This is a genomic window from Gracilimonas sp. B-17 (genome assembly GCF_056857935.1).
On the sequence record NZ_JBSXOA010000009.1, the window covers coordinates 202,388 to 215,123 of the forward strand.

At 43.9% G+C, this 12,736-nt stretch carries 13 protein-coding genes; 6 read left to right on the forward strand and 7 right to left on the reverse strand.

Annotated elements, in window-relative coordinates; genetic code table 11:
• Positions 1 to 190: 190 nt before the first annotated feature.
• From AC13FX_RS02565 to AC13FX_RS02575, 3 genes are all read right to left on the reverse strand, one after another.
• Positions 191 to 1,099: an MBL fold metallo-hydrolase gene (locus AC13FX_RS02565; protein WP_482878871.1), complete on the reverse strand. Its 909-nt coding sequence runs from the start codon at positions 1,097 to 1,099 to the stop codon at positions 191 to 193.
• Positions 1,100 to 1,563: 464 nt separating this feature from the next.
• Positions 1,564 to 2,241 carry a YitT family protein gene (locus tag AC13FX_RS02570; RefSeq protein WP_482878872.1) on the reverse strand — a complete coding sequence of 226 codons (678 nt, stop codon included), beginning with the start codon at positions 2,239 to 2,241 and terminating at the stop codon, positions 1,564 to 1,566.
• The gene (locus tag AC13FX_RS02575; RefSeq protein WP_482878873.1) at positions 2,242 to 2,613 is read right to left on the reverse strand and encodes a co-chaperone GroES; all 372 of its coding nucleotides are present in this window, start codon (positions 2,611 to 2,613) and stop codon (positions 2,242 to 2,244) included. It lies immediately after the preceding gene.
• 96 nt (positions 2,614 to 2,709) lie between these two features.
• On the opposite strand from AC13FX_RS02575, the gene AC13FX_RS02580 reads away from it, so the two are divergent.
• On the forward strand, positions 2,710 to 3,573 hold the full coding sequence (locus AC13FX_RS02580) for an SDR family oxidoreductase (RefSeq protein WP_482878874.1): 864 nt from the start codon (positions 2,710 to 2,712) through the stop codon (positions 3,571 to 3,573).
• Between the two features lie 14 nt (positions 3,574 to 3,587).
• Here the strand turns inward: AC13FX_RS02580 and AC13FX_RS02585 are convergent, their stop codons facing one another.
• Positions 3,588 to 3,791 (reverse strand): hypothetical protein, encoded by a 204-nt coding sequence (locus AC13FX_RS02585; RefSeq protein ID WP_482878875.1) that lies wholly within the window; start codon positions 3,789 to 3,791, stop codon positions 3,588 to 3,590.
• A gap of 160 nt (positions 3,792 to 3,951) precedes the next feature.
• Positions 3,952 to 4,431 (reverse strand): DUF411 domain-containing protein, encoded by a 480-nt coding sequence (locus tag AC13FX_RS02590; RefSeq protein ID WP_482878876.1) that lies wholly within the window; start codon positions 4,429 to 4,431, stop codon positions 3,952 to 3,954.
• A 186-nt stretch (positions 4,432 to 4,617) separates the two neighbouring features.
• Between AC13FX_RS02590 and AC13FX_RS02595 the strand changes: the two genes are divergently transcribed.
• Both AC13FX_RS02595 and AC13FX_RS02600 read left to right on the forward strand, forming a co-directional pair.
• The gene (locus tag AC13FX_RS02595; RefSeq protein ID WP_482878877.1) at positions 4,618 to 5,103 is read left to right on the forward strand and encodes a hypothetical protein; all 486 of its coding nucleotides are present in this window, start codon (positions 4,618 to 4,620) and stop codon (positions 5,101 to 5,103) included.
• A gap of 61 nt (positions 5,104 to 5,164) precedes the next feature.
• A complete protein-coding gene (locus tag AC13FX_RS02600) occupies positions 5,165 to 5,575 on the forward strand; it encodes a hypothetical protein (RefSeq protein ID WP_482878878.1) in 411 nt (136 codons plus the stop codon).
• Positions 5,576 to 5,707: 132 nt separating this feature from the next.
• On the opposite strand, the gene AC13FX_RS02605 is transcribed toward AC13FX_RS02600, so the two are convergent.
• Both AC13FX_RS02605 and AC13FX_RS02610 read right to left on the reverse strand, forming a co-directional pair.
• Positions 5,708 to 7,975: a heavy metal translocating P-type ATPase gene (locus AC13FX_RS02605; RefSeq protein ID WP_482878879.1), complete on the reverse strand. Its 2,268-nt coding sequence runs from the start codon at positions 7,973 to 7,975 to the stop codon at positions 5,708 to 5,710.
• Positions 7,976 to 8,225: 250 nt separating this feature from the next.
• Positions 8,226 to 8,444 (reverse strand): heavy-metal-associated domain-containing protein, encoded by a 219-nt coding sequence (locus AC13FX_RS02610; protein ID WP_482878880.1) that lies wholly within the window; start codon positions 8,442 to 8,444, stop codon positions 8,226 to 8,228.
• Positions 8,445 to 8,636: 192 nt separating this feature from the next.
• On the opposite strand from AC13FX_RS02610, the gene AC13FX_RS02615 reads away from it, so the two are divergent.
• From AC13FX_RS02615 to AC13FX_RS02625, 3 genes are all read left to right on the forward strand, one after another.
• Entirely contained in the window at positions 8,637 to 9,074 is a 438-nt protein-coding gene (locus AC13FX_RS02615; RefSeq protein WP_482878881.1) for a hypothetical protein, read from the forward strand.
• Between the two features lie 318 nt (positions 9,075 to 9,392).
• Positions 9,393 to 11,483, forward strand: a complete 2,091-nt coding sequence (locus AC13FX_RS02620; protein WP_482878882.1) for a S9 family peptidase — start codon at positions 9,393 to 9,395, stop codon at positions 11,481 to 11,483.
• Positions 11,484 to 11,613: 130 nt separating this feature from the next.
• On the forward strand, positions 11,614 to 12,675 hold the full coding sequence (locus AC13FX_RS02625) for an MBL fold metallo-hydrolase (RefSeq protein WP_482878883.1): 1,062 nt from the start codon (positions 11,614 to 11,616) through the stop codon (positions 12,673 to 12,675).
• Positions 12,676 to 12,736 lie beyond the last annotated feature (61 nt).

The window sequence follows — 12,736 nt, forward strand, 5'->3', positions numbered from 1 at the left end:
CGTAACACCTTCACACCATAACACTTACATTCCACATCGTTCTCCCCGGCAGCATTCTTCAGCATTGATCCCACAAGCAGAGCACTGTCCATGCCCATGCACCCACACAAGGTCTGCTATCTGACCACAAAACTGACATCTTCTTTGGGATGTCTGACCTGGATCAGTTTCTTTAACTGTTTTTTGTATGTTAGTCTTGTGTGAGCTCATCATAGGCAACCTGAACATTAGCACTTAACGGTAATCTCCAATCGGGTGCCTTAAATTCCTCAAAGCCATCCAAAGTTTCAATATCCGCCAGTTCTTCTTTTGATCTTCCGGCTTCGATTCCATTTTGAGTGTATTCTATCAAAGCTGTTAAAAAATCTCTTTTCACCATAAGGTCATCCTTTGAACCTGTAATCCCATAGTCTGAATTTCCATGGCCAAAAATATAGATCGTATCCTTTGGCAACTCCTGTACCACTGTTTCTAATGTTGTGATCCAATTTGAAATAGAAGCCCCTGAGCCTCTGTCTATAAACGGATGAGCCCTGTTAAACATGAGATCACCCATATGAGCTACATTGGCCTTTTCAAAATAGACCACTGTATCTCCACCGGTATGTGCCGGACCATAGTGTTTCAGGTGAATGGTCTCGCCTCCAACCGTTTCATACCAGGAAGTTTCATAAGTTGTATCCGGGTAAACCTGGGCATCTACCGCCTCCTGTCCGTTTCTCTCAGCAGCTGCCTTTTGCAAATCGGGTACATTTTGATGGGCAATTATTCGTTGCACTTTGTCCTTAAAGGCAGGATTTCCGGCCGTATGATCTCCGTGATGATGGGTGTTGATCAGCATATCGAAAGCCACCTCTTTCATTTCTTCAAGTCCTGATATACAGGTTTGAGCCGATTCCGGAAACTGGGAATCTACCACTACAATTCCGTCATCATTGACCAGCCAGCCAATAGTTCCACCTCGTCCAACGAAGGTTCCAACATTTCGCCTCAATGTGGTGAAAGGACTATTTTGTCCTAAGGCAAGCAGTTTATGAAAAGGTAGAGTTGCGGCAGCACCCATCAGGGCTGACTTCAGCAGAAATTCACGGCGTTTCATAGGGGATTCGATTAATTGAGGTTTGTGACACGCAATTAACGAAAAATTTCTCAGTATTCATTCCCTTCCTGTTTTCCGGTCGTTCCTTGGATTCTTCGTTCCGACGCAGAGCGTCTGAACGAGGTAGTGGTGTGTTTCCAAGGGCTTCAGCGAAATGCCACTTAGGCTAAATGGCGATGGAAAATATCAACTCAGGGAAAGGTAAATATACCCTTGAAGCCTCAATACCGATCATTGTCCAAGTGGGACGCTTGAACCAGGCTGTAGAGTACTCCCTTAAATTTGTTCTGACATAGAGCCTCTGAACTAGGAAGTATAAACTTCCCCGGTACTTCAACTTAATGCATCAAGGGTGAATGAAAGTGGCAATAGTTAGCTCAGGCAAGTTAATTAAATCCTTCACAATCATAACCTCCCAACCTGTTCTTGCTAAGACGCTCTGCGTCGTAGCGAACAAAGTCCGATCAACTCATACCCCGGTACCGGCCGGGCTTATGATTAATGGCCAAAATGATATTAAGAGCTACAGCCGCCAATACTGAAAAAGCGAGGGCTTTCCAGTCTACAATAAAGAAGGCAGCCAGGATGATCAGTGTATCCGCTGCCATCTGAAATTTTCCGGCACTGATCTGAAAATACTCCTGTACATAGATCGATAGAATATTCAATCCTCCCAAACTTGCTTTATGCCGGAATAGCATCAATAATCCACTTCCGATGAGGAAGCCTCCAAATATAGCGGCGAACCAAGGATTGATCTCCCCAAATTCGAATATTGTTGGGATGAATTCCGTCAGGAAAGACACTCCTGAAACCGCTATGAAGGTCTTGATCGTGAAATCCCACCCCAGCTTTTTGATAGCCAACAGGTAGAACGGGATATTTATGGCAAAGAATATCGGACCAAAGGTGAAAGAAGTAGTGTACTGCGTCAAAAAAGCAACCCCAGCCGTTCCCCCGATGAGGAAGTTCATATGGGAAAAGATCGCTATACCGAATGCGGCCAGCAGAGAACCAATGATGATACCCTGTATGTCATCAACTATCGAGTGCTTTTCGATATTCTTTTTACCTGTATTTCGTTCGCTTTCCTTATTTATCGTTTCTTTAATAGTGTTCTCGTGTTCTTTTTCTGTATTCATTTAAGTCAATTCATCGTCTCTGATCAATAGCAGGATTGCTGCATGAGGTACGATCAGGTACGTTTCATTTTCAAATTCAATTTCGTAGGCTTGTTTTTTCAGGAAGATAGCCAGATCTCCTTCTACGGCCTGCATCCCAATGTATTTGGTATCGGTGCTGCCTTTCCATGTTTCTTCAATATCTGTATTGGGAATGGGATAACCGGGCCCCGTTTTCAAGATATAACCGCTCTGGATCTCCTCTTTTTCCTTTACAGTAGCCGGAAGAACCAGCCCACTGCGTGTATGGGTCTCCATATCACGGGGCTTGATCAAGACACGGTCTCCAACCACAACAAATTTCTCAATTGAGTTCAGATATTCCTGTATCATATAGCTTCAATTTTTATCCAAAGATACGGAATTTGAGACTTATGAAAACCGTTAGTACGGATCATATTTCGAACCAAAACACCAAAAAAGCCTGAAATGAATAAGCGCTCAAAAAGTGAACTGATGCACAACAAACTAGTCGTTGTTACCGGAGCCAATTCCGGAATTGGTTATGAAACCACCAAGGCACTAGCACAAAAAGGAGCTTTTATCGTCATGGTTTGCCGAAATGAGGACAAAGCTGAATCAGCCAGAGAACAGATTATTGAAGAAACAGGTAATACCGGATTAGAGATCGTTTTATGTGATTTTTCCATTCAGGCTGATATCCATAAAGCTGCGGAAGAGATAAACGATCAGTACGAGAAGATCGATGTGCTTATCAATAACCACGGTTTTCTGGCTTCTGAAAAGGAAGAAACGGTAGACGGGCTTGAAATGACCTTTGCCGTTAATCACATTGGCTACTTTCTGTTTACCAAATTACTTCTTGATAAGATCAAGGCTGCAGATAGCGGGCGGATCGTGAGTGTAGCCTCTGAAGCTCATCGCGCCGGCACCTACGATCCTGAAAATATTCAGCTACGGGAAGGGTATTCACCCTGGAAGGCTTACGGTAATTCCAAACTGTATAATATCCTTTTCACTAAAGAACTGGCAAATCGACTGACTGATTCCAACGTAACGGCAAATTGTCTGCATCCCGGAGTGGTCGCATCCAATTTTGCCCAAAGCGGAAGCTGGATCATGAAAACCCTGTTCACAATAGGAAAGCCCTTTTTTGTATCTCCGAAAAAAGGAGCCGAAACCTCTATTTATCTGGCGACCTCTCCTGATGTCGAAAACACCAACGGGGCCTATTTCAGAAATAAAAAAGCAGCCACACCTTCAGCAACAGCCCGCGATCCGGAAGCTGCAAAAGAGCTATGGGAGATAAGTGAAAAACTATGCTGCGTTTAGCCTTCCAGCTGCTGTCATTTAAAATTGACCTTGGTGATGATAATACCAACCAGCATGACCACAGCAGCGATAATCATAGGATTATAATCGCCTGTACTGATCGCTATATCGGCACCGAAAGCTTCAAAGGAATCCGATTCTTCATAGTATTGCCATCCAAAATATATGATACCCAAAACACCCCCAATGGTCAGTATTCTTCCTATTGTCTCTTTCATTTTACTCCGAATTTTGTTCCGATTTCTTTATTTAACCCTATTCAGAATACTTTGTTTCGGTTATAAATTCAATAATTGAACGGAAAAAAATTAATACAACAAAAAAGCCCTCGTATCATACAAGGGCTTTAGACAAGGTCAGATGACAAGTAGATCAGTATCAGTAGGAAGAATATACGCTGGTTGTACCGTCGTTATGAACCAAAAGTACATCATAGCTTTCAGGAGCACGTCCCGGTGTTTCCATTCCGGGTGAGCCGGTCGGCATTCCCGGCACCGCCAATCCAATGGCATCAGGTTTTTCTTTGAGCAATCTCTCCACATCGGCTCGCGGTACGTGACCTTCCACCACATATCCTTCCACGATCGCAGTATGGCAAGAGGCCAGCTCTCGTGTAATTCCATTGTCACGCTTCACCTGCATCAGTACCGGAACCGGAACTTCCTCCACGGAAAAATCACCTTCATGCATGTGATCGCCCCATTTGGTACAGCACTGACAGCCTTCATTCTTATACATAACCACTTCGGTTCCGCTTTTAAACAGGTCACTGGGCGACTCATTACCCGGCCAGAATAAAAAGGCGGCCACACCGGCAGTTATCAGTAAACCTAGGATCAGGATCTTGTTATTGCTCATAGCTCTAATAAATAAAATTTTTGAATAGGATTTCGATAAAGATAACCTTCTTACAGGAAATTTGTTTTATGCTGAATTATGAAAGTTTGTTAGGGTAATTTTCGTTCGATATGGGTGGAAAGTTAGACTGGAATTGGATAGCATGAGGCAGTGCTCCTATTTTAGTAAAAAAACTGAAACGATTAAATGAATTATAAAGGTTTTCCATATTCCAATGTTATAGTGTTCGTATTAACATTACTAAACTCACTAAGTGCAGTTGCACAAATCAGCAACACACGGTTATGTGTAATATTTGATAAAGATTCTCATGCTATTGAGATAACGCATGATGTGGATTCCACCAGATTTGGATTTAACATCATCAAAGAAGGTTTTGAAACTGAGGAAGCCAGAGAAGAAGCTAAAAGAAAAGCCTTGAATGTTTACGAAAATAATAAATTAATACCTTATCAACACCTACAGATATATTTGACCTATACTGCTCTAAGAAAGCCAACAAAGTTCAATTCTGTAGAAAAATTTATGTCATGTAAAGGGTTGGTTGATATCGAAGCTTTTAGAAAACAAGATTTCAACCCTCCTAAAGATACGGGCTCAGCACAGATCTACTTAGTTGAAAGACAGGGTTCCAAAGAAATATTAGTATGGGCCGCTTCTTACTTTGAGTGAAATTATTGTGTGATGAAAAACTAAAGTAGTTCTTGGCAGGTAAATTAACAGCTAGGAAATCATGAATACGATCGGAATAAAAACTTTCACAACTCTAATACTCTCCCTCTTACTTTTTGGTTGCAGTAAACCGAAATCAAAACTTTTGAAAACCTATAATAAAAGTACTTATAGCCTGAATACAACACCGTTAACATCCGCTAAAGACAGTATTAGAGTTAACTTTTCCTTTAACTTTTCAGATCAAAACACAACTTCTAACCCAATCCATATTCAGGCAGGTTCTACATTAGTTAGAACATCTGGAAACAGTTTTGAATTGAAGATCCGCAAATCGAGTATGCCTATTCAGTTTAAAATTAGCTCAATTGGATACTTTTCGATTGAAACGAAACCGATTGTAACTAAGGAAGTAGATTCAATTTCTATAGATGTTAATTTTGTTGAAGATGACCGTCCTTTAATACACTAGCCAGAATTTAGACTGAAACTAGATAGCATGAGGCGGAGCCTCCATTAGGCATTCCGGAGCGGAGCACCGGAACGAAGATTATCCTGATCAATCGTCCGATGAGCTTGGAGTCAACTAACGAATTCCCAATCCCTAATCCAACTCCGCTTTTCCCAACCGTTTTGAGTTGAGAACCACATTGATGGAACTGAAGGCCATTGCGGCTTCTGCCAATAAGGGATGCAGCATACCCACCACGGCCAGGGGTATCATGATCAGGTTGTAGAAAAAGGCCCAGAACAAATTTTGCTTGATCTTGGTAAAGGTAGCCTTGCTGAGATTGATCGCCCGCAATACACCCGGCAGATCTCCTTTCACTAAAACGATATCTCCTGATTCTATGGCCACATCCGTTCCCGTTCCGATGGCAATGCCAACATCTGCCAGGGTCAGCGCCGGGGCATCATTGATGCCATCACCCACCATAGCTACCACTTTGCCTGATTGCTGCAATTTCCGGATCTCATCTGATTTCTGATCCGGTAATACCTCAGCGATCACTTCATCAATACCGACCTTATCGGCGATGGCCTGACCGGTTTTGGCATTATCACCCGTCAGCATAATTGTTTTTAGTCCCAGCTTTCGGAATTCACTTATAGCCTCAAGGCTGTCCGACTTCACTTCATCTGCGATACCCAGAATGCCCAGCAGACCTCCGGATCGACATACATAAACGGCTGTTTTGGCCTCTTCTTCAAGTTGTTGTTTTTGCCGGGATCTCTCTTCCGTGATCTCTGCACCCAGTTCTTCCATCAGTGATGCCGTACCCACTCCTACAGCTCCGTCACCAATGATGGCTTTCACTCCTTTTCCGGTAATACTTTCAAAGCCGACTGAATTTAATAGTTCCATACCTTTTTCTGAGGCCGCATTCACCACAGCACGGGCCAGCGGGTGCTCTGAGTTGTTTTCAACAGTGGCAGCCAGATTAAGCAGATCGCTCTCGCTCAGGTCCCCAAAAGTGATCACATCGGTCACTTCCGGCTTCCCTTTGGTGATGGTTCCGGTCTTATCCAGCACAATGGTATCCACATCTTTCATACGCTGAATGGCTTCTCCCTTTCGGATCAAAATCCCGTTTTCAGCGCCCAACCCGGATCCAACCATAAGTGCGGTTGGTGTGGCTAATCCCAGGGCACACGGACAGGCAATGACCAGCACCGCGATCATCGCATAAAAAGCGAGGGCCGTGGAACCAAGATCAGGGTTTACCCATGGAATAAAGTCTGATGCCCAGATCACCAATCCGCCGAAAAGATCCGGAAAGACCAGCCAGGCGGTTAACGTCGAAAGGGCAAGTAATAGGACCACCGGCACAAAGACGTTGGTCACCCGGTCGGCAAAATCCTGAATCGGGATCCTGGAGCCCTGAGCTTCTCCCACCATTTTGATCACCTGATTCAGAAAGGTATCCTTACCGATCTTGGTGGCTTTCACTTTAAGCACACCATTGGTATTCAGGGTAGCGCCAATGACCTCATCTCCTTTGGTTTTCTCTACCGGCATAGACTCGCCGGTGGCAATGGACTCATCCACACTGCTTTCCCCTTCTATTACCTCTCCATCGGTAGGGATCTTTTCTCCGGGGCGAACCAGCATCACATCCCCGATCTTCAGTTGGCTGACAGGGATCTTGATCTCTTCCCCATCTCTTAAAACGGAGGCTTCCTTTGCCCCCAGGGTCAATAACTTCCGAATGGCCTGTGAGGCACTCCCCTTGGCTTTGGTCTCAATGTACCGACCGGTGAGGTGAAAGGCCATGATCATGCCCCCTATCATGGCAAAGCTGTGAAAATCAGCTCCGATCCCAAAGGCATGCAGCAGCTTAACAAACCCGGTGGAAAGGGCAGCCAGTGACCCCATCGCGATCAGCACATCCATATTCGGGCTCAGATTTTTGGTTGACCGCCAGGCACTCTTCAGAGTCTCCCATCCCGGCACAAAAATGGCAAAACCTGCCAGCAGTATCATTCCTGCCTCCATCCCGATCATGCCAAATAACATGTGATCGGCGAACCACATGGGCAGCATCCATGCCAGCATGATGATCGTCGGGATCCAGGACCACACCATGTTTCTGCGGGCCGTATCCAGTTTCTTTTGCTCCCGTTCCTCAGCCTGTTTGGCTTTATCTTCTGTTTCTTCTGATTGCTGACGGACCAACGTAAATCCGGCTTTAGTAACAGCCTCATCAAAGGCCTCAATGGAGATCTCTCCCTCATATTCAACCGTAGCCGATTCCGTAGCGAGATTTACCTGTGCAGATTCCACACCCTCCAGGGCTTCCAGTTGTTTGTCTACGGCATTCACACAACCGGCACAATGCATGCCATCAATTTGAAATGTGGTTTTTTTCATGGGTAACAGATTTAAGAGTGTGAATTATACTTCAGAGGCCTCCATTCGGACCGGAGGTCCGGGCATGCATTCCCAACCGGGTGGTTGGGAACGAGTTTGTCTGGAATTTTGAAAACAAGTTTTAATAAGCCAATACATTCTTATTTGGTCATTCCCGCGCAGGCGGGAATCTGATAGGTAATACTTCAAGTGCAGTGGAATCATTTCCACCCTTTAGATTTCAGGCATTCGCCGTAAAATGACCAATAACTTAGTTGGCTATACCCGTCATCTGGTAACCGGCCTCTTCCACGGCCTTTTTGAAGTCTTCTTCTTTTACTTCATTCTCGTCGTAGTCCACTTCTGCGATGCCCTTTTCCAAATTGGCGATCGCAGTTTTGACTCCGGGTAGTGCCGCAAGCGTATTTTCAACGGTATTTACGCAACCGGAACATCCCATTCCGTCGATATTCAAAGTTATGGATCTCATGGTATTTCTCGTTTTTTAGTTAAATTTTCTAACCAAAGATACTGAAGCTGTTGTCCCCATAAATGCTGAATCTGTACTGAGGTTTATCAAATTTTGTTATAATTATTCTGCTATGTGAAAATGTTCATTATTCATAGAATGCATCGTGAGATAACCCGCAACCTCTAATTGATTTACAAGAATAATTGAAGAATGAGTGTAATAGTTACCATAATGAGAAACCTTTTTTTACTTACTGCAACCATAATGTTTGTAACTCTACAAAGTTGTTATTCACAATCAAATTATTGCCCCCAAAGTTTAGAAGAAGCAGATAATGCACTTTTCAAATTTCTTAACACAGAACCTCAAATAGAATCTCTTGAAGATTTATTGAAAATTAATTTTGAAGAAAACCCTAAAGAAAAAGTACGCCCATTAACGGATGAGACTGACAAAGTTATCTGCCAGTTATTAAAATCTAACTTGCATTGGCTGAGTGATTATAAATCTTACTCTTTTTATACTCTAAATGATAATTACTTTATAGTACTCTATAAATTGGATATCGAAAACAATTTTGAGCTCATCGAAATACCGATAATAAATAATGAATTTATGGCTGTCGGAAGTTTTATAAGTAATTACTAACCTTTTATTCATGTGAATGATATCAAAACAGATATACTATCTATATATATCATTCCTAATTCTCTTTTTTCAGGTCTGCTCAGATGATTTAAGAATTCATTACTATTAATGCTTAGAAGACAAAAGGCTGCATGGAATGAAGTTTATCGCAAGCTATTGGTTGTATCAAACTCATATTTCCTAATCATTACTGCCTCTGAAGAGAACAAAATAACTGACCCATGGATCTATCTGATTAAACCAACTTTTTCAATATTTCTCCCCCAAAGTTTTTATTCTCTCTCCCTCCATTAGTCAATTCAGAACCATCAAGATCCTATGAAGCATTTATTTACTGCTCTGTTACTGCTATTGTTCATTGGTGCCGACCTCAGTGCACAGGCCCAACAGTTTCCGGATGAATTAACCCTGAAGGATATTTTCCACGAACCCTTTGTTCCCGGAACCCGACCTTCTTTTTCACATTTTTCTCCGGATGGAAGGACCATTTACTTCAGCTGGAGTGATTCGGCCACTTCAGACCGGGAACTCTTTCAGGTTGGCCTGAGCGGTAAGAATCAAAAGGAAGCCCCGGAGGATGTGGTCCGGAATTATGAACGGTCACCGGATGGTAAGCATGTATTGTTTACAGAAGATGGGGACCTGATCCTGGCTAACTCCAAGTTTGAAGAACAAAGACTGATCGTCGCTTCCAAGGATTTTGATTATAACCCGGTCTGGAATACCGATGGTACTCAGTTTGCATTCGTTCAGAGCGGAGATGTTTGGATATTAGGGGTTGAAGAGGCCTTCATAAAGCAGATCACCAATAAAGAAGATGACGCTCCTAATTACAGTGTAGCCGGCTGGGCAGGTAATAAGCTGTTACTGAGTCAATTTGATAATTCGGGATACACCGAGTATTATTTCCCGGAATATACGGGGCAGTATGTTGAAACCGGTGCTACCCGACGTGGTATTCCAAACCGGATATTTTCCGTAGCCCCTATCGATAGCGGTGACGTGGAGGTGATCCTGGAACATAAAGGATATGTGAGTTCTGATATCAGTGCCACCGGAAAACATTTTGCGCTGGATATCATCGACGCCCCCATGAAAAAGCGCCGGATCGAGGTGTTCAAGACAAATGATCTTAGCTCAAAGGTTCTTTTTGAGGATTCTACCAAAGGGTGGCTCTATGGCACCAACATGGAATTCGCCCCGGCCACCGAACGCCTGATGTTCCAGAGTGAACGTGACGGATGGAATCATATTTATACCGTCAATCCCGATGGATCAGGCTTTGAACAACATACTTTCGGGGAGTATGACATACCCTGGGCAACCTGGACGGATGAACGCACCATTGTGATGGCTACCAATGAGATGGATCCGGGTGAAGTGCAATTGTACAGGCTGGATATCATCAATAACCTGCCAACCAAACTGACCTCAGTGGTCGGGTATCGCAGGGATTTCAACTTAAGCCCTGACAGACGGTATGTTGTATACAGCAAAACCTATTTCAATGAGCCCTTTGACCTGTATATGGTCGATACCAAGATCCCTCAAAGGGAAGTGCAGCTGACAAATTCGGTACCTGAGTCATTCTATGAGTATGACTGGCAGAAGGAAGATTATGTTCGTTTCACCGGAAGGGATGGAGATACCCGTTTATCCATGTCGGTGCTAAAGCCGGAACGCAGAAACCCGGAGGGGAACCCTGTGGTGGTATTTGTACACGGAGCCGGTTCCTTACAGAACGTATATAAAGGTTGGTCAAACAGTTACTGGCGTGAGTACATGTTTCATCAATTCCTGACGCATCAGGGCTATTACGTGATCGAGGTCGACTACAGGCACAGTACCGGGTACGGCCGTAAATTCCGGGAGGATGTGACCAACTGGATGGGTAAATACGAAACCGAGGATATTGAAGACGGTCTTGCCTTTCTGGCTGATAATTATGACAAAGCGGACACCTCTCGAGTGGGCATCTATGGTGGCAGTTATGGTGGATTTATGTCATTATATGCTGTGGGAGTATCTCCGGAACGTTTTGATGCTGCAGCAGCCTTGCGATCCGTGACAAAGTGGGAGAATTATTATTATACCAATCCTTGGTATACCCTGCCAAGACTGGGTGATCCTGAAGAATTTCCGGAACACTACGAGCGCAGTAATCCACTGACTTATGCGGATTCTCTACAGCGGCCGGTCATTCTCCTGCATGGACTCATTGATAATAATGTCGGGTTTCAGGATGCGGTACAATACATCGAGCGACTGGTTCAAACAGGCAACGAGAACTTTGAGTTGATGATGTATCCAACTGAACGTCACAGTTTTCAGGATGAAGACGCCTGGTATGATGAGTATCGCAGGATCTATCAATTCTTTGAGGAGCATTTGAAGCAGAGTGGTCAGTGATAAGGAAATAAGTAAATAAGGGAACGTAACGAAAGGATTTAAGGTCTGTATTACACAGTGCATAATATCACCTATTCCCTTATTTACTTATCCCCGAAAACCTTAAAGCAGCAGTTTAAAAACCTAACCTATGAAACTCATTGGTAAAATCGTGACCATACTCCTGATCCTGCTTATCACTGCCGCACTGTTTATTGTCTCTGTTGGCTGGTATGTATCGGAGCCGGGATATGAGGGTCCGGTCAGTGAACACTTCAACGGAGAGACCTTTGAAAACCCGGTAGAAGTTCCCGAGAAATCGTTCATGGATGTCATGAAGTGGTACTTTCAAAGAGATCAGGGGGAATGGGAGCCAATTCCTGGATCTGAGATCACCTTTGCCAACAAACCGTCTGAAAATGTAACAGAAGGGATGACCATCACTTATGTAAATCACTCTACTTTTCTGATACAGGTGGCCGGTGTAAATATTTTGACTGATCCGGTATGGAGTGATAGGGTGAGCCCTGTTAGTTTTGCTGGCCCCAGGCGATACCGCCCTGCCGGAGTCCGATTCGAAGACCTTCCCCGCATCGATCTTATCGTCATCAGTCATAATCATTATGATCACCTCGATCTTAAGACCCTTAAGCAGATCAATGAAAAGTATGAGCCTCGTGTGATCGCCCCTCTGGGTGTTGGCCGCCTGCTGAATAGTAACGGTATCAATAAGGTGTTTGAATTAAACTGGTGGGAGGACAAAGTGATCGACAGCGACATCACGGTTCAATCCGTTCAGGCACAGCATTTTTCAGCCCGTGGATTATTTGACCGTAATAAGACCTTCTGGAACGGCTATGTGATCGAGACCCCGGTTGGCGACGTCTATTTTGCCGGCGATACCGGTTATGGACCTTTCTTTAAGGAGATCGGTGAACGCTATACGAATATCAAAGTGGGGTTGATCCCGATCGGTGCCTATATGCCACGATGGTTCATGAAACCCATGCACGTTAATCCTGAAGAAGCCATTCAGGTACATAAGGATGTGGGAGCTGAGATCAGCTTTGGCATGCATTTTGGAACCTTTCCCCTGGCAGATGATGGCATGAAGGATCCTGAAAATGATTTTTCTGAAGCTATGCGATTGCCGGAAAACAGAGGCGTTAATTTCAAACTTCTAACGGAAGGGGATTCGTTTAGCATACAGTAACATTCATTTTACAAACGAATTAAAAAAGGGCATCAGATCTAACTGATGCCCTTTTCGCCAC